Source organism: Nocardia sp. NPDC101769, from assembly GCF_044766925.1.
Classification (GTDB): Bacteria; Actinomycetota; Actinomycetes; order Mycobacteriales; family Mycobacteriaceae; genus Nocardia.
In genome coordinates this window covers 1-17,286 of the sequence record NZ_JBIWMX010000068.1, presented here as the reverse complement: position 1 = coordinate 17,286, position 17,286 = coordinate 1, and the positions used below count along the sequence as shown (strand labels likewise).

The 17,286-nt window shown below is 62.3% G+C and carries 10 protein-coding genes and 1 pseudogene; 3 read left to right on the top strand and 8 right to left on the bottom strand.

Going from position 1 to position 17,286, the window contains the following annotated elements:
- Positions 1-179 precede the first annotated feature (179 nt).
- From ACIRRA_RS43960 to ACIRRA_RS43940, 5 genes and pseudogenes are all read right to left on the bottom strand, one after another.
- Entirely contained in the window at positions 180-362 is a 183-nt protein-coding gene (locus ACIRRA_RS43960) for a hypothetical protein (RefSeq protein WP_402781421.1), read from the bottom strand.
- A gap of 25 nt (positions 363-387) precedes the next feature.
- On the bottom strand, positions 388-588 hold the full coding sequence (locus ACIRRA_RS43955; RefSeq protein ID WP_402781418.1) for a DUF397 domain-containing protein: 201 nt from the start codon (positions 586-588) through the stop codon (positions 388-390).
- Positions 585-1,466 carry a helix-turn-helix domain-containing protein gene (locus tag ACIRRA_RS43950; protein WP_402781415.1) on the bottom strand — a complete coding sequence of 294 codons (882 nt, stop codon included), beginning with the start codon at positions 1,464-1,466 and terminating at the stop codon, positions 585-587. Before ACIRRA_RS43950 ends, ACIRRA_RS43955 begins: the two co-directional genes overlap by 4 nt.
- Positions 1,467-2,087: 621 nt before the next feature.
- Positions 2,088-2,519, bottom strand: a complete 432-nt coding sequence (locus tag ACIRRA_RS43945) for a hypothetical protein (RefSeq protein ID WP_402781412.1) — start codon at positions 2,517-2,519, stop codon at positions 2,088-2,090.
- Positions 2,520-2,798: 279 nt separating this feature from the next.
- Positions 2,799-2,972 (bottom strand): annotated as a pseudogene (locus tag ACIRRA_RS43940) (transposase); the annotation flags it as partial.
- A gap of 171 nt (positions 2,973-3,143) precedes the next feature.
- Here ACIRRA_RS43940 and ACIRRA_RS43935 point away from each other — a divergent pair.
- The 3 genes from ACIRRA_RS43935 to ACIRRA_RS43925 are packed head-to-tail and all read left to right on the top strand — an operon-like array spanning position 3,144 to position 15,234.
- Positions 3,144-8,291, top strand: a complete 5,148-nt coding sequence (locus tag ACIRRA_RS43935; RefSeq protein WP_402781409.1) for a DEAD/DEAH box helicase — start codon at positions 3,144-3,146, stop codon at positions 8,289-8,291.
- Complete coding sequence (locus ACIRRA_RS43930) at positions 8,288-11,149, top strand: helicase-related protein (protein ID WP_402781406.1); 2,862 nt, start codon at positions 8,288-8,290, stop codon at positions 11,147-11,149. Before ACIRRA_RS43935 ends, ACIRRA_RS43930 begins: the two co-directional genes overlap by 4 nt.
- Entirely contained in the window at positions 11,146-15,234 is a 4,089-nt protein-coding gene (locus ACIRRA_RS43925; RefSeq protein ID WP_402781403.1) for an Eco57I restriction-modification methylase domain-containing protein, read from the top strand. Before ACIRRA_RS43930 ends, ACIRRA_RS43925 begins: the two co-directional genes overlap by 4 nt.
- 178 nt (positions 15,235-15,412) lie before the next feature.
- Here the strand turns inward: ACIRRA_RS43925 and ACIRRA_RS43920 are convergent, their stop codons facing one another.
- From ACIRRA_RS43920 to ACIRRA_RS43910, 3 genes are all read right to left on the bottom strand, one after another.
- On the bottom strand, positions 15,413-15,628 hold the full coding sequence (locus ACIRRA_RS43920) for a hypothetical protein (protein WP_402781400.1): 216 nt from the start codon (positions 15,626-15,628) through the stop codon (positions 15,413-15,415).
- A gap of 537 nt (positions 15,629-16,165) precedes the next feature.
- Positions 16,166-16,519, bottom strand: a complete 354-nt coding sequence (locus ACIRRA_RS43915; RefSeq protein WP_402781398.1) for a hypothetical protein — start codon at positions 16,517-16,519, stop codon at positions 16,166-16,168.
- Between the two features lie 67 nt (positions 16,520-16,586).
- Entirely contained in the window at positions 16,587-17,138 is a 552-nt protein-coding gene (locus ACIRRA_RS43910) for a polymorphic toxin type 43 domain-containing protein (RefSeq protein ID WP_402781424.1), read from the bottom strand.
- Positions 17,139-17,286 lie beyond the last annotated feature (148 nt).

The window sequence follows — 17,286 nt, the reverse complement described above, 5'->3', positions numbered from 1 at the left end:
CGGCGTTGGCGCGCCGGCATGATCAAGACTTCGGACTGATAGATCATCCGGGAAGGTGCGTCCTTCCCGTCATCCACAGGTCCTGATCATTGCTCTCGCCCGAGGCGTCAACAGGCAACTGGGAAGCCGACCTTCAGACGTACCTGAACCATGAACGGATCAAGTCCGTCATCGTCGATTCAGTCCGATACGCCAAGGTGCTGGCGGAGGGCAGCCGATCCCCCGTGCACGAGGGAGCGCTGGTAGCGAACCTCAACGGCAAGCTCGCTCTTGCGCATCAGGTTTGGGGTCAGGATGTGCATTTTCGAACCGAAGTTCATCGAGTCGGCGTTGCGTGCTTGCGGATGAATCTGCAGGTACAAACCCGACTCAATCCCAACCTGCGACCTAACGCCGATCGAACCGTCCGGCCTTCACGGCGTCGTTGAAGACACCCCACTCCGCTGCCGGGAACATCAGTTCAGGCCCGCCTGGATGCTTCGAATCACGGACACCTGTCTGATCCGCGAAGTGGGCAACCTCGATACACGCGTCTTGTTGTGCCGAACGGCTGCTCTTGAACCAGACCGCACTGGATCGGGTACTCATCCGATGTACTCCTTCGCTCTCTGCGCCAGCATGTCTCGTGTGTCCTGTTCATCCAACGCATGCCGTTTGATTTCCACAAGAGCACTCCGATAACTGTCGATCTCGCTGTCCTTCTCCAGGTAGAGAGCGCCGGTGTAGCCCTCGACGTAGACGACTGGCGGCTCGACCCATTTGGTACGCAGGTCAGGAGATGTCCGCGCTGGGAACTCCAGCAAGACGAACGGTCCAGTCTGCAACCCCAGATGCGAGCCGACCCGTTGCGGTACAACGCGTATCGAAACGTTCGGAGACTTCCCAAGCGCCACAAGATGACTCAGCTGATCAGCCATCACCCCTGGACCTCCGACCTGATGGTGCAGGACAGCCTCTGAAAGCAGAGCCGTGGCCACGAAGTCGGCTTCACGCAACCGCCCTTGCCGCTTCACGGTCATCTCCACCCGCTGCTCCACCGCAGCAGTGGGCATCCCCGGAAACACCGTCCAGATCATGGCGCGGCGATACTCAGGAGTCTGGAGCAATCCCGGCAGCAGTGTGACCTGCCACGTGGTGAGCCGTTTGGCGGCCTCCTCCAGCCCGAGGTACAGATCGAAATGCACTGGTACACAATCCCCGTACGAGTGCCACCAGCCGGTGCGCTGTGCTTCCTCGATCAGCCCCAGCAGAGTCGCCGTATCGTCATCCGACGCCCCGTATAGCCTGCACAACGCCTCGATGTAGACCACCTTCAGCTTGACCGACTGCCCACCCTCCATCCGCCACATAGTCTGCGGCGAAACCTCAATAGCCTTGCACGCCTGGGTCATCCCAACCCCTGCCTTCTCACGCAGGTGGCGCAACTGGCGACCCAGCATCCTGCGCGGAACGGTCGAACCGGTCATTCCGTTAGCCTCACTATCTGCTCGGCGTCGTTTTGGAATGGCTTCTTCCTGAGATTTGGAAGTTTGAGAAGTGCCCTGGAAACCGCGGCACTGAAATCTTCCAACACCATCACGCCCCGTGTCTACTGAGATTCGTTGAAGAACAAGCCCGATTAGCTCGAATAACGAACTCTTCCAACATGTTCCGCTCCCCGAGAGGATGCCGTAATGCCTTGGGACGCATGGGCGCTCCTGTCGATCCTGACTCTCTGCACCGCCGTCATCGTCTGGTCCTGCTGGGGCTTCTACTCGGACAACCACTCGGGAAGCCCGAGCTCCCTTCGACTCCCACTCATCGGAGGCGGACATCTCGATGTCCCTAATCGAAGCGGTCACCCGGCCGGAAGGCACCGATCCCGAAAGCCGAAGGTGATCGAACAATGACCCCGGCCGAGGTGGCCGTCCTGGCCGCACTCCACCCCGATAACACGCTGACCGCCGCACAGATCCAACAGACCTCAACCCTGACGAGCTGGCGAGCCCGAAACGCCCTCGCCCAACTCGAATCCCGCGGCCTGGTCCTCCCGAGCCGCCCTCGCGGCCGCTGGCGAATCAGCACCCGCGGCCGGATCACACTTGCAGTCAAGGGACGTAGATTCGGCGGACATCTGTAAGGACAGATTCTGGACTTCTGCTACCCAAGGTCCGCGTTCTTGACCGCCCGGCATCGACGAGCACGTCGAGGACATCCTGGTAGTCCTCCGGCAGGACCGACACCTTCGTCTCCGGTCCACGTAGCGGCACCAGCATCACCCCGATCGGTGACCCATTACCGGACCCCGGTTCGGGCAGCGGCGAATCCACACCAGCCCCGCCCGAACCCACGGGCACGTCGAGATCATTTGCCGCCCCGACGATCTCGATCATCGTTTCCCGAGTGACCTGCAACCGAGAAAACAACCGCTCCTCGGTCCCCAGCTGCTCAGTCAGCTCCGCGATCCGCTCACGCAACTCCTGCACCCGCTGCTGGGCAACAGCTTCCCGCCGACCCAGCTTCTCCAACCACGAGCCCATCGCCGCCTCCGAACCCCCCTCCGACGATAAGCCGCACCCGACCACCACAGACCCAACCTTTTACCGCAGCTCAGGCACTGCCGACAGAAGAGCTACTCCCGACTCGGATCCCGCGGCCTGATCATCCCCAGCCGCCCCCCGCGGCCGCTGGCGAATCAGCGGCCGCGGCCGCATCGTGCTAGTTGTGAAAGGCGGCAGATTTGGCGGGTAGGCGTCGATGTCTTCTGGCGGGCATTATGCCCACACGGCACCACCGCCGATCACCCGTATTGCCGTTGCAGTGTCGAAGTCGCCGTGGCGGTAACCGTTGCGGTGGTTGACCCGCTCGTCGCTGCATTGGCCGTAGCCGACGCCGCAGGCCGCGTCGGACTCGGCGCTCATCAAGGTTTGCAAGAACATCGACAGCAGGTGACGCAGCAGATCGGGGCCGGCAGAAGCAAGCTGGTCGGACAACGAGGTAGTCGGGTGGTCGACTCCCGATCTATGCGCAATCGTGCCTAAACAACCTGGTTCAGACGAAGGATGTCGGGCGGTCTGCCTACGATCTTGGAGACGCTCTCGGGGTACATCGGCACCGGGTGCAACGAGGTGACATGGCCGTTCGGGTTGGGTAAGGGGTGCGATGTGGATGCGTTCGGTGTGCTGGACGGGGTTCTCACCGACTACCAGGAGTTCGTGTCAGGGTTCCTGAACATCAGGGATCCAGATGTACGCAAGAAGGTCGAGCAGGAGATCGATAACGGTCTGCTGTGGCCGGAGCCCTGGCTCGCTTTGAACCCGGCGTTCGAGTCTGGCGGCAGCGTCACCGATCTGGTCGACCGAGGGCTGCTACATCCGGCAACGCGAGAGATCTTCCGAGTCCGCACCGAAACAGACAGCTTCGGCCGGGAGATCTCGTTTCATCAACATCAGCGGGACGCGTTCGAGGTAGCCAACCGGGGCGAGTCCTACGTACTGACCACCGGCACCGGCTCGGGTAAATCGATGTCCTACATCGTGCCGATCGTCGACCGGGTGCTGCGCGAAGGTTCCGGCCGCGGGGTCCGCGCAATCGTGGTCTACCCGATGAACGCGCTGGCCAACAGCCAGCGCGGGGAGCTCGAAAAGTTTCTCGGCACTGCAAATCCAACCGTCACCTTCAAACGCTATACCGGTCAAGAAGACTCGGCCGAGCGCGACCAGATCTTGAGGAATCCACCCGACATTCTGCTGACGAACTACGTCATGCTCGAGCTGATGCTGACCCGGCCCCGGGAACGCGCTGCGCTGATCGCCAGCGCAGCTGATCTGGCCTTCCTGGTCCTTGACGAGCTGCACACCTATCGCGGCAGGCAGGGTGCCGACGTGGCGATGCTGATCCGCCGTCTCCGTGGCGCGGTACGCGCGAAGCAGTTGCAGTGTGTCGGCACCAGCGCCACCCTCGCCGGCCCAGGCACGAAAGCCGAACAACGCCGGGAAGTCGCTGACCTGGCCACGCGGATCTTCGGAACCCGGATCCCGGAAGGGAACATCATCGGAGAGTCTTTGCGACGCGCGACCTCTGGCGAGGCCGCTTCTACCGCAATGATCGCCCGCTTGCAATCACCGACACCTTCGACCTGGAACGAGCTATCTCGCGACCCTCTTGCGATATGGGTCGAACAGAAATTCGGGCTGCGAGAGGATGACGAGGGACAGCTTGCCCGGCAGGTACCCACTCGGTTGTCCGACGCCGCTTCAGAACTGGCCGAACTGACCGGTATCGACGCGGTAGAGTGCGAGGCGAAGCTCCGCGAGGTCCTCCTGGCTGGATCGTACGCACGCGATGGTGCGAGCCGCCCGCTCTTCGCGTTCAAGCTGCACCAGTTCATCGGCAAGGGCGACACCGTGTACGCCACTCTGGCGCTCCCTGGCGACCGCTATCTGACGACGAAGTACCAGCGCAGCTCGCCGGTCGGCGCGAAGGGACAGCCGCTGTTTCCACTCGCGTTCTGCCGGGAGTGTGGTCAGGAATATTTGGTCGTCAATTTCGACAGGCGCACAGAATCTTTCAGTCCTCGCGTGCTCAATGGCGCACATGGTGAACAGGTGGAATCGACCGGCCTGCTGCTGATCACCGATCAGCCTTGGCCTGCTGCGACCGATCCAGCCGTCCGAGATCTGGTGCCGGAGGACTGGGTCATCGAGTCGGGTGGCTCTCGCGTGCTTGACAAGGGCAGGCGCAACCGCTTGCCCGAGTCCTATCGGGTCGATTCGTTCGGCACGATCGTCGATGACGGTGTGTCCGTCGCGTACTTCGAGACGTTGCACTTCTGCCCAACATGTAAGACCAGCTACGAAAGCGCCCGGCAATCGGAGTTTTCGAGGGTCGCCAGCCTCGGTACCGAAGGACGGGCGAGCGCGGTGACAGTCTTGTCGCAAGCAGTGGTACGCAAGCTGCGATCGGAATCCGACCTCGATGCCGAGGCGCGAAAGTTCTTGGTATTCTCGGACAATCGCCAGGACGCCAGCCTGCAAGCGGGGCATTTCAACGACTTCGTCCTCGTCGGTTTGGTGCGATCCGCGCTGTATCGTGCTGCCCTCGAACAACAGCGGAGTGATCCCGACGAGCCGCTCGGAGACGAGACCCTGGGTCCTCGAGTCGTAGCAGCGCTCGGCGGTGATCTATCGGACTTCGCCAAAGATCCGGACACAGCTCATGAGCGGGTACCCCGTACAAAGATCACCCGGGCCCTGCGCGATGTGGTCGCCTACAGGATGTGGGCTGACCTGAAGCGCGGCTGGCGCGTCACCATGCCGAACCTGGAGCAAACCGGGCAACTACGGCTGACATACCTGGGGCTCGACGAGCTCGCGCACGACGAGCCGAAATGGGCACCCTTGGGTGAGCCGCTCGCCAGCGCCGAACCTGCTGTCCGCCTTCAACTCATGCACGTCCTGCTCGACGAGTTGCGGCGATATCTGTGTATCGAGTCGGAGTTCCTCACCGAAGAGAAGTACGACAGCGTCAAACGAGCCAGCCAAGACTGGCTGAAAGCGCCCTGGGCACTATCCGATGACACCGGCGTGTACGCAGGCACCGCATACCCGGGCAGCCAGCCGAAGGGCGAAGCCGGTTCCGGTGCCGATCGCTACCTATCCGGCCTCAGCGCTTACGGCCGGTGGTTACGCCGCCCGGACCGTTTTCCGCACCACGACCATCAGATCAAGCCCGCGGACGCCACCGCGGTGATCGAGTCACTGTTGAGGGTGATGGCCGGTGACGGTCTGCTCGCCAAGATCTCCGAGCATAACCGCCGCACCGGATACCGGATACACGCCGGGATTATCGAATGGCGCGCGGGCACAGGAGAATTCCGCGCGCCGGACCCGATCCGAGGCAACCAAACCGAAGGCCGCGTCAATCCCTTCTTCAAGCAGTTCTATGCCGAGACCGCTGCACGACTGGTCGGGTTGGAGGCGCGCGAGCACACCGCCCAGGTCGACCCAAAGACGCGGCTGAAGCGCGAAGGACTGTTCGGTACGGCGAAGCTGCCTGTGCTGTACTGCTCCCCCACAATGGAACTCGGCGTCGACATCAAGAGCCTCAACGTCGTCGGGATGCGCAATGTACCGCCGACTCCGGCGAACTATGCCCAGCGTTCCGGTCGGGCAGGCCGATCCGGTCAGCCTGCCGTCGTGGTCACCTACTGTGCCACCGGAAACGCCCACGACGCTTACTATTTCGGCCGCAGCCAGGACATGGTCGCGGGAGCCGTCGCACCACCACGACTCGAGCTCGGCAATCAGGATCTCGTGCGAGCGCACGCGCACTCCATCTGGCTCGTCGTGTGCGATCTCGACCTCAAGGCCAGCATGGTGGACTTGCTCGACATCGACGAACCCGGCCAGCCGTTGCGGCCGGATGTCCGCGCGGCGGTTGAGTCTCCGGCCAACCGTGCCCATGCGGCGCAGGAGATCGCACGGGTACTGGAGGCAACCGAGGAAGTCACGTCGGCACCGTGGTGGACCGACACTTGGGTGACCGACACCGTCGACAATGCGGCCCGCCGCTTTCACTTGGCAGCCGACCGTTGGCGGGACCTCTATCGCGAAGCGCAGGTGGATCTGGATGCGGCCAACGAGACCCTCAAAAACATCGGCGCATCCGAGCCAGCCAAACGGCAAGCGCGAGGCCGGATCTCGGAGGCCCGGGCCGCTTTGGATCTTCTGCGTGGACAGGTCGACGACATCAATCAGGGTGACTTCTACCCCTACCGGTACTTTGCATCAGAAGGCTTCCTGCCCGGTTACTCATTCCCACGACTGCCCCTGGCCGCGCTCATACCGGCGGAACGGCGCACCAAACACGGTCAGGGCGACTATGTTCAGCGCCCGCGATTCCTGGCGATCAGCGAATTCGGCCCCGGCGCGTTCATCTATCACGAGGGAGCTCGTTACGAGGTCGACCGGGTAAGCCTGCCTGCCCGGGAAGACGGTACCGGCGTGAACATCACCGAGATCAAACGCTGCAATCTGTGTGGCTATCTGCATGAGGGCAACGGCCCGACTGGTGTCGAGGAATGCGACCACTGTCATTCACAGTCGCTCGAGACACTCAGCAGGATGATGCGATTGATCTCGGTCAAGACCCGCCGCCGTGATCGCATCAGTGCGGATGAGGACGAGCGTCAGCGCGCCGGTCATGAAATCGTCACCACACTCCGGTTCGTCCCGCACGGTGAGCGCGCCGGACAACTCACCAGCACCGTGTTGGTGGACGATGACCCGCTGGGCACGATGACCTACGGCGACACCGCATTGATCCGGCGCATGAACGTCGGTTTGCGCCGCCGCAAGGACAAGGACGTGAAAGGCCATCTGCTCGATACGCAAGAGGGCCGGTGGGCCAGGGAAGCAGACCTGGACAAGAACACTTACGGCGAAGTACCGCGCATTCAGCGGGTCGTGCCGTACGTCGAGGACCATCGCAATGCGCTGACCCTGCACCTGGACCCCGCTATTCCGCAAGAGGTCCGGATGGCGGTCATGTATGCGCTCAAGCGCGCCATCGAGGCGGTATTCCAGCTAGAGAGCCACGAACTCGCAGTCGAGCCGCTGCCCGGCGGGAGCGGGGAACACGCGTGGTCGCGGCTACTGTTCTTCGAAGCCGCCGAGGGCGGGGCCGGTGTGCTACGCCGACTCGCCACGGAGGCAGAGCAGATTCGTGTGGTGGCCCGAAAAGCGTTGGCGCTCATACATTTTGATCCGGATACCGGTGCTGACCGCCACCGCGCCGAACATGCCGTCGAGGACTGTGCCCAAGCCTGCTACGACTGTCTACTGTCCTACAGCAATCAGTGGGATCATCAGCTGCTAGACCGGCACAACGCCGTTGGATTACTGCGTCAGTTGACCCGCGCCACCGTCGATCTCGGTGCGGGCGGCGAGGACCGCCCAGCCCAGTTCAATCGCTTGGCCGCGCAGAGCAATTCACTTGAGCGACGGCTCCTGGACCTACTCGAGGAGCACAGCTACCGGCTACCGGATACGGCCCAGGAGGTCGTCGACGGCTACTATGTTCGGCCTGACCTCGCATACCGCGTCAATGGCATGGACGTGGCCGTCTTCATCGATGGGCCGGTGCACGACTCTCCGTACCAAGCAGAGAAGGATGAACAGGCCCGTGTAAGACTCGAGGATGAGGCTGGCTGGATGGTGTTGCGGTTCAACTATTCCGATGACGATGACTGCTGGCTGCAGATCATCAAGGACAACCCCGATGTCTTCGGCACTGGCCGGGTCGGCGCATGACCACGCTCGATTTCCCAGCGGGCACGCTGGTCCGGGCACGCGGACGGGATTGGCTGGTGCTGCCCGGAGCTCCTGACGGCCTAGTACTCGCACGTCCACTCGGTGGTCGAGAGGACGAAACCACAGTCCTGCTGCCGGAAATCGATACACCCGTTCCAGCGGTGTTCGACAACCCAGCCGTCGACGACCGCGGTGACGCCACCCGCGCGCGACTGTTGCGTGATGCCCTGCGGCTGTCATTCCGCGCCACCGGCGGTCCGTTCCGATCTTTCGCGAATCTGGCTGTCACACCCCGCAACTACCAACTGGTTCCATTGATGATGGCGACCGCACAGGACACCACCCGCTTGCTCATCGCCGATGGCGTAGGTGTCGGCAAAACCGTCGAGGCCGGATTAATCGCCGCCGAGCTCCTGGCAACAGGCGATGCCCAGCGACTCGCGGTGCTCTGTTCGCCTCAGCTCGCCCCCCAGTGGCAGTCCGAATTGCGTGCCAAATTCGGCATCGACGCACGGCTGCTGCTGCCCTCCACCGTCAATCGGCTCAAAGTGCCGTGGGGGTCGAACGTCTACGAACACTATCCATACCTGGTGATCTCCACCGACTTCATCAAGCAACGCAGTCGCCGCGACGAATTCGCCTTGCACTGCCCAGAATTGGTGATCGTTGATGAGGCGCACACCAGTGTCGCCGCTACAAGCTCCGGAAACACCCAGGCGCACATGCGGTACACGCTGCTGCGCAAGATCGCCGACGATCCGGATCGGCATCTGCTGCTGCTATCGGCGACCCCGCACAGCGGTGACGACGGCGCATGGCAGTCGCTAATCGGACTGCTCGATCCCCAGCTCGCCGAACTACCAGCCGACCTGTCCGGCCGGGAGCGTGAGGATGATCGGAAACTGTTGGCGAAGTTCATGATTCAACGCCGGCGCGCCGACATTCGCGAGTACCTATACGAGGACACCCCGTTTCCGAAGCGCGAGTCCGCCGAGGACAGCTACACCCTCACCCCCGCCTACCGGGCGCTGTTCGATGACGTGATGGCCTTCGCGCGCGAGCAGGTCGCCGATACGAAACTCGACACCGTGCACCAGCGAGTGCGATGGTGGTCGGCCATCGCCCTGCTGCGCTCCCTCGCGTCGAGTCCAGCGGCGGCGGAGCAGACGCTGCTGAATCGTTCCGCGCTCGCCACGCCGGATTCGATCGAGGACGCCGACACGCTAGCCGCCCCAAGGGTTCTCGACGGCGATCTGGAGGACTCTTTCGAAGGCGACGATACTGCGCTGGGTGCAGACACCACCGATCCCGAGCGCCCCGATCGGACCACCCGTGCCAGGCTGCGGGAACTCGCTGCAGCGGCGGCGACCTTAAAGGGTGTAAAAGGCGACGCCAAGCTGAAGCGGCTGGTACCGCTGGTGGGCAAGCTCCTCACTGACGGATACCACCCGATCGTGTTCTGCCGCTACATTCCCACCGCGGAATACCTCGCCGAACAGCTGCATACCCAACTGATCAAGGAATACCCCGACCTGCGCGTGGAAGCGGTCACCGGCGTACTGCCACCGGAAGAACGCGAAGACCGGGTGTCCAGCCTGAGCGCTCACGACGGCCCCCACTTGCTGGTCGCCACAGACTGCCTCTCCGAGGGCATCAACCTGCAGGACGGTTTCACCGCGGTCGTGCACTACGACCTGGCGTGGAACCCGACTCGCCACGAACAGCGCGAGGGCCGCGTCGATCGCTTCGGTCAGCGAGCAGACACCGTGCGCACCATCACCTACTACGGCGAGGATAACGGCATCGACGGTGTCGTATTGCAGGTACTGATCCGACGCCACGAGAACATTCGCCGCAGTACCGGTGTCTCGGTCCCAGTTCCGGTCGACTCGACCACTATCATGAAGGCGATCTGGGAATCACTGCTCCTGCGCGGCACCGAAACCGACCAGCTCACATTGGATTTCGGGAGCGCGACATCGAAATCGCTCGCTGAAGCGGTGGATGTGCGTTGGATCGACGCCGCCGAACGGGAGAAGGTGTCCCGCTCTCGATTCCGTCAGGCCGGACTACAACCCGATGTTGTGGCCGAGACCCTGCACGAAGTGCAGCGTTCCCTCGGCGGTCCCGCCGACGCTGAGACCTTCGTACGTGACGCGCTGCGCCTGCTCTCGGCGCAACTCAGCGATACCGAGGATGGCTTCACCGCACGCATCGACACCGTGCCCCCGGCAGTGCGCGACCAGTTGCCGCCGTCGGCGAATAATCGCCTGCACTTTCACCGTTCGGTCCCGCTGCCACCCGGCCACCACGTGCTGACCCGCGTCGATCCGGCGGTGGAGTCGTTGGCACGGTATGTTCTCGATTCGGCATTCGACACCGGCCTCGATCCGCAACTGCGTCCGACCCGCCGTGCCGGAGTGCAGCGGTCGACCGGTGTCGACAAGGTGACCACGCTGCTCATGGTGCGGTTCCGGCTTGAACTCGAACTACCTGGCTCACGCACCACTATCACCCAGATCGCCGAAGAGGCCCGATTCCTCGCCTTCACAACCTCGGGCGACAAAATGAACTGGCTGTCCGACAACGCCGTCGACGCGGTGCTGGCATTGCCGCCGAAGGGCACCGTGGCTGATGCGCTGGCGCGCACCCAGCTCGACCGCGCGCTGCGGCGGCTGGACTCGGTGGCAGACGAGCTGCTCGACTGCGGCATCAAGGTCGCGCAGACAGTGGCCGACGATCATCGAAGCGTGCGTTCCGCGCGCAAGGCGGGCAGCCGAACAGTAAAGGTTCGATTGCTGCCTCCCCCGGATGTTTTGGGTGTGTACGTATATCTTCCCGAGAGGAGCGGCTCGTGAGCGGGCTGTCCGCGTTCCGCGCCGTTCGCACTGTCGGCACAGTCCTGCCCAGCGAAGCTCTCACTCGCGCCGCAGAACTGCGGATGCCTGAACAGAGCGTCGCCGCATACAATCTGCCGCCCGGCATGACCATCAATGCCGCAATCGCCCGCGCCTGGGAAGCCATGCTCGCCACGCACCGGGAATGGCGGAACACGTTGGACCGGCTGTCGAACGACGAACCGGCCACCAAGGTGACGCGCGAGAAATGGCTACTACCACTGCTGTATGAACTCGGCTGGGGTCGGCCGGCAGCAATCACGGGTGGCCTCGAAGTCGCACCCGGCCTCGGCGAGACCATCGCACCACACTTCCCCGTCTCACACCGCATGTCCTGGCCTGACCCAGCCAACCCGGAGGTGTGGACGCCGATTCACCTCGTTGGCGCCAGCATAGCCCTCGACACCAAGACCGCCGGAACCACCGCCCGTGCGCCGCAGTCGATGGTGCAGGACTATCTAAATCGCGAGCCCCGGGTGCTGTGGGCGCTGCTGTCCAATGGACACACCTTGCGGCTGCTGCGCGACGCCTCGACATTGTCCAAACAGTCCTACGTCGAATTCGATCTCGACGACATCTTCAGCAACCAGCGCTACGCCGATTTCCGACTGCTGTTCCTCACCGCACACATCAGCCGATTCGAGCCCAAGGCAGAGGAATCCACACCGGCCGCCGACGAGGATGAGGACGCAGACGAACCCGCTCCGCTCTCCATCGAGACGTGTTTGCTGGAGAAATGGCGCACAACCGCCATCGACGACGGCGCACGCGCACTGCTCAGCCTCCAACAGGGCGTCGCGCGAGCCCTGCAAAAACTCGGCACCGGATTCATTGCACACCAGTCGAACACGGCATTGCGCGAAACCCTCGCCGCCTCACCGAACGCTGACCGCGACCTACACCGCGCGCTGCTCACGATCGCCTACCGGCTCATCGTGCTGTTCGTTGCCGAAGACCGCGACCTGCTCCACACTGCAGCCGTCGACAGCCAGGCCCGCGCGCTCTACGCCGACTACTTCTCCACGGCCCGCCTGCGCCGCATGGCCGTAGCGCAGGCGGGTGGGCGGCACACCGATCTGTGGGAAGCCCACCAGATCATCACCGATGCCCTCGCCGGCGACGGGTTGCCGACGCTCGGCCTCAGCGGCCTGGACGCGACACTTTACTCCCGCAACACGCTGAGCATCCTCGACGGCGCGAAACTACCCAATCATGCTTTCCTGGCGGCGATTCGGGCCCTCGCCCAGATCGACGACCCGGCCACCGGTACTCCCCGCCCCGTGGACTACCGGAATCTCGACAGCGAAGAACTCGGCGGCATGTACGAGGGCTTGCTCGCCTACAGCCCTCGCTACGACGACGCCGCGCGCACCTTCACCCTCGATATCGCTGCGGGCAACGACCGCAAGAAATCCGGCTCGTACTACACACCCTCCGCGCTCATTGATCTGGTGCTCGACGAAGCACTCGACCCGCTCATTGACGAGGCACTGCGCACCGCCAATCCGGAACAGTCGCTTCTCGCCCTGACAGTCGTCGACCCGGCTTGCGGCAGTGGACATTTCGTCGTCGCTGCTGCCCGCCGTATCGCGTCGGCGGTGGCCACCATCCGCACCGGCGACACCGAACCCAACCCCGCCGCCCTCCGCGCCGCCACCGCCGACGTCATCGAGCACTGCGTCTACGGCGTCGACTTGAACGATCTCGCCATCGAGATCACCAAGGTCGCCCTGTGGCTGGAGGCCTTCGATGCCGAACGCCCCTTCCCCTTCCTCGACGCTCACTTCCGCGTCGGCAATGCTCTGCTCGGGACGACGCCAAAACTACTGCGCGACAACATTCCCGACGCGGCCTTCGTAACCCTGGGCGACGACGACTCCGACTGGAACAAGAAGCTCAAGGCACGCAACAAATCCGAACGCCAAGGCAATGCCGCCCAGCTGTCTCTCAGCTTCGGACCCGATACTCTCGACGTCGAAACCACCACGTTCACCAAACGGGCGCGGGAAGCCGACGCCGGACAGGCCGGATCATTGCGCCGCATGCGCGCCCGCGCCGACGCCTGGCGCGCTCTTGAATCCGACCCGGAGATGCGCGCGGCCAAGCTCGTCGCAGACGCCTGGTGCGCAGCATTCGTCCAACCCAAGTCCAGGGGCTCCGGCCAGGGCATTACCCACGACACGCTGAGCCGACTCGCTGAGGATCCGGCGTCTGTGCCCGACACGGTTATCGCACAGACGAACGCGCTGGCTCGCCAATACCGTTTCTTCCATTGGCATCTTGAGTTCCCGGGAATATTCACGGTCCCTGACTCCGGCGGAACCGATCCCGACACGGGATGGACGGGCGGGTTCTCCTGTGTCCTTGGCAACCCGCCCTGGGAACGGGTCAAGATTCAAGACAAGGAGTTCTTCGGCAACCTCGGGCGAGCTGATATCGAAACCGCCAAGACGGCGGCGATCCGCAAGAAGATGATCGGTGAACTGGCTGAATCCGACCCGGAGCTGCACCAAACATACCGGGATGCCGTGCGCCAATCCGACGGCACCGCACACCTATTGCTCAAGAGCGGGCGGTATCCGCTCACAGGACAGGGCGACGTCAATACATACAGCGTCTTCGCTGAAACGATGCGAACCATTTCTGGACCGACCGGAACAGCGGGATTCATCACGCCGACCGGGCTCGCCACCGATAAAACCACAGCACCATTCTTCTCCGATACACTGCAGGCCAATCGGCTGATAGCCTTTTATGACTTCGAGAACGAAGCGAAAATCTTCCAAGATGTAAATAATCGACCAAGGTTCGCAGTTACTGCAATTGCAGGTGCGAGGCGCAGGGTATCACGCGCCAGATTCGCATTCGTCGTACGCCACATTAACGATGTGCCGTTGCAGAGGTTTGAGCTGACATCAGGCGAGGTTCTTCTGATAAATCCCAACACGGGCACCCTACCCATGTTCCGGAGCCGCATCGACGCCGACATCACGCTCGGAATTTATCGGCGACATCCAGTTCTTGTTCGCGACGAGGGCCCAGACGGCGATCCATGGGGGCTCGCCTCCCGCTTTTACCGCCTATTCGATATGGCCAATGATTCTGAGCTCTTTCATCAGCCCAGCGACCTCCAAGACACATACTTCAACGGCTGGTCATACGAACGCGATCGAACAGAGTGCGTGCCGCTCTACGAGGCCAAGATGCTCAGCCACTTCGACCATCGCTTCTCCACCTATGCCGGTGCGACACAAGCGCAACTCAACAAAGGGACGCTCCCTAGATTGACAGAGTTCCAGCACGACGACCCCAACGCCGAACCGCTGGCCCGATACTGGGTCAATCGCTCCGAAGTAACTGACGATCTAGAAGATAAGTGGGATCGAGGGTGGCTGCTCGGCTGGCGTGATATCGCCCGAGCCAGCGACTCGCGCACCTTCGTGCCGTCAGTGCTGCCTCTTAGCGCAGTAGGGGACAAGTTTCTACTGGCGTTTCCGCGAGACCACACATCCGGCCCACTGCTGCATGCCGTTTGGTCGAGTATGGCATTTGACTATGTCGCTCGACAAAAGATTAGTGGTGCCGCCATGAAATACTTCACGGTAAAGCAACTTGCTTGTCCTACGCCATCTACCCTCGAGCAGTCAGCAGCGTGGCAACCGCAATTCACGCTCTCCCAATGGATTCGCCCTTACATCCTTGAACTTTCGTACACCTCCTGGCGTTTGAAGCCGTACGCGATTCAACTACGCGATCATGGTGCACCGTTCCGTTGGAATGCCGAACGCCGCGCACTCCTCCGGGCCGACCTCGACGCAGCCTTCCTCCACGTCTACGGCCTCACCCGTGCAGAATCCGAACATGTCCTCGACTCCTTCTTCGTCGTCCGCAAGAACGAGGAACGAGACTTCAGCGAATACCGCACCCGCCGCCTCGTCCTGGACGCCTACGACCGGATGGCGGACGCAGCAAGCCGGGGCGGTATCGGCTGGAGCCCGCTGACAGAGACCCCGGCAGGCACCGGACCAAGACACCCAGCCCGATAGGTTGTGGTGGGAGCGGACCTCTGCTGCTGATCGGCAGCGATTGGGTGGCACCCCTCAAGCACATGATGGATATGGCGCGAAGCAATGTGGTTGCTTCTGCTTGCTGCGTCACACCGAACCGCGTCGATCACGTGCGCAGCGAATCTGACGCCGTGCACGACCTCACGAAACGGGCGGATCACCCGAATATCGCCCGGCGGGCACACGCATTCCGCTGACCAGCCAGTCCAGCGGCTCCCGAAGTTGCTCCCCCTCGGCCGTGCACCCAGTTCCCATCCGCCACCGCGGACTGGATGTCGAACCAGGTGTTCTTGCCCGGGAATTCGGCGCGAGTAGGTGTCCCGAACACCATGAGGTCGCCGCTGTAGGCGATCGTGTTGGAGATCGCGAACATCGGCCGATCGCAGCAGCGGTGTACTCGCAATGGTGCGCCCACCCACACGCGGTCATCACCCTTCGGCTCGGGCAGGTACGTTCCCGAGCAGGGTTCCAAGGATCTCACGGTTGGACAGGGCAGCCTCAAGCACAGTGTCGGCCCATTAGCCGACCGGGCGGAAGCCGAGATCGTCGGCGTCGAGGGGCGTGGAATGCGCAGGAACTTCCGAAGCCTCGCCTCAAATCCGATCGCCTCGTCACGATAGCTCTCCCATTCACCGACAAGCTGCAGCGTAACGAACGCTAACTGCCACAGCGATTCCCACCCGCCGCGTTCACATCCAGAAGTATCTCCCCAGACTGTCTTGCGAATATGCGAGGACGAATAGCGAACAGATTCGCAACCCACTCAAACCAGCTAAATTCTCACCGACCGGAACAAATTTCCCCATCGAGCACATCCTTTTGCGCATCAGCATTAGTATTGTTCAGCGAAATTTGCCAATCTGCCGATGCCGATTCCGGTCGAGGATGCTCAATCTAGCATCCGCATGGACTACCGCCGGTTCAGCAGCTTTTGGGCGCGGTGCCGGATATTTTGACTTGCCCAGCTCGCAGTCGCGAGCCCGGTTAATGTTTCCGAGGCTTGTTCGATGCTACGCAATGATGCAATCCAGCCGAGCGCAAGGTCTGTCCAATACTCGCTCCGCATCGAGACCGCAGTTCGCAACAAATCTGCCGGTAAGATGAGGGTGGAAATAATTCCGGGTGTCCAACCACGCTCGCGTTCCTTCTGATCAACCGTCAACATGACCTGATCCGGATCCAGCTCCAATAGCGGCAGTAGCCCGACGGGGTTTGCGAGGTTGATTGGCTTGGTCGGCTCGCGATCTGTCCCGACGTACAGCACGGTGCCGACGACTCCTAGCCACAGTCCGGATCGGTACCGTACGACTGGAAACCACGCGCCCTGCGTGTCACATCCCTGCATGGTGCTCGACATTGAAACCGTAACCTCTCATCGTATCCAGGAATTGCTGGCGGATATCATCGGTCCAGTTCTGCCAGAAGTGCCCACTCATCTCATTGGTGCTCATTCCTTTCTCGGCGCTGTTCCAGAACAGGCCACCGACTACTCTGCCGGGATCCGCACCTATGCTAATGGCAAGCTGCTCATGTGGGCTTCCATGCATTGCTCTGGCGTACTTTGCTACGTCGCCGACCGCAAACCATCCGTTGTCTGGGTCGAATACGAATTCCATGCCATGGGGAGGGTGGTAGTTGTTCAGTGCGGCCAAGGATTTCACCCGATCACTCGCTTCGATGACTCCTGGCTTGGGACCGCTGCCGGTGAGCTTGTCATCACCGTTCTGGTTACAGCCCTCCGGGACGAGCCCTAACGGGTCCGTCCAAACTGTCGGATTGTGTGGATACGCACCGGGGTTGGGCGCCGGTGCCAGACCGAGAGGATCTTGGGTGAGGAAGCGTCCTGTAGCGGGATCGTAGATACGGTTCAGGTTGTAATGCAGTCCGGTTTCAAGGTCGTGGAACTGACCAGGAAACCGGAGGGGTGTCGTGGCACTGAGCCTTTTTCATCCTCGTTCGGCCTGAAGCTCGTGGTCTTGTAGGACGTGGATGGCCTTGGCCAGCGTCCCGGCCTTGTGTGGGCAGCAGCGT